1 protein-coding gene is annotated in these 250 nt (G+C 60.4%); it reads right to left on the reverse strand.

Annotated features, from left to right (window positions below; translation table 11 throughout):
* Positions 1-40 precede the first annotated feature (40 nt).
* Positions 41-250 (reverse strand): zinc ribbon domain-containing protein (locus BN1125_RS06780; protein WP_156993183.1); only part of this gene is annotated, 210 nt, incomplete at its 5' end.

The raw sequence follows: 250 nt of genomic DNA on the forward strand, positions 1-250 counted from the left end.
GTGACTGCTCCCCGCCGCAAGCGGCGAGGCTTCCCACTTCTTAGGCCGCTACCGTCACATTGACGGATTTACGCTGGCCTCCATGGGCAGAAACGGCGAGCCCCGCCGCTTTTAATTCCAATATGCCTTGCTGTCGGATGTTCATGGCCGCATTGATGTCGCGGTCATGCTCCGAACCACACGCCGGACATGCCCACTGCCGCTGGTGAAGTGGCATATCCGGCATCTTGTGGCCGCACTCGCTACACAG

Origin of the sequence: Aeromonas fluvialis, assembly GCF_000819885.1 — a bacterium.
Lineage (GTDB): Bacteria > Pseudomonadota > Gammaproteobacteria > Enterobacterales > Aeromonadaceae > Aeromonas > Aeromonas fluvialis.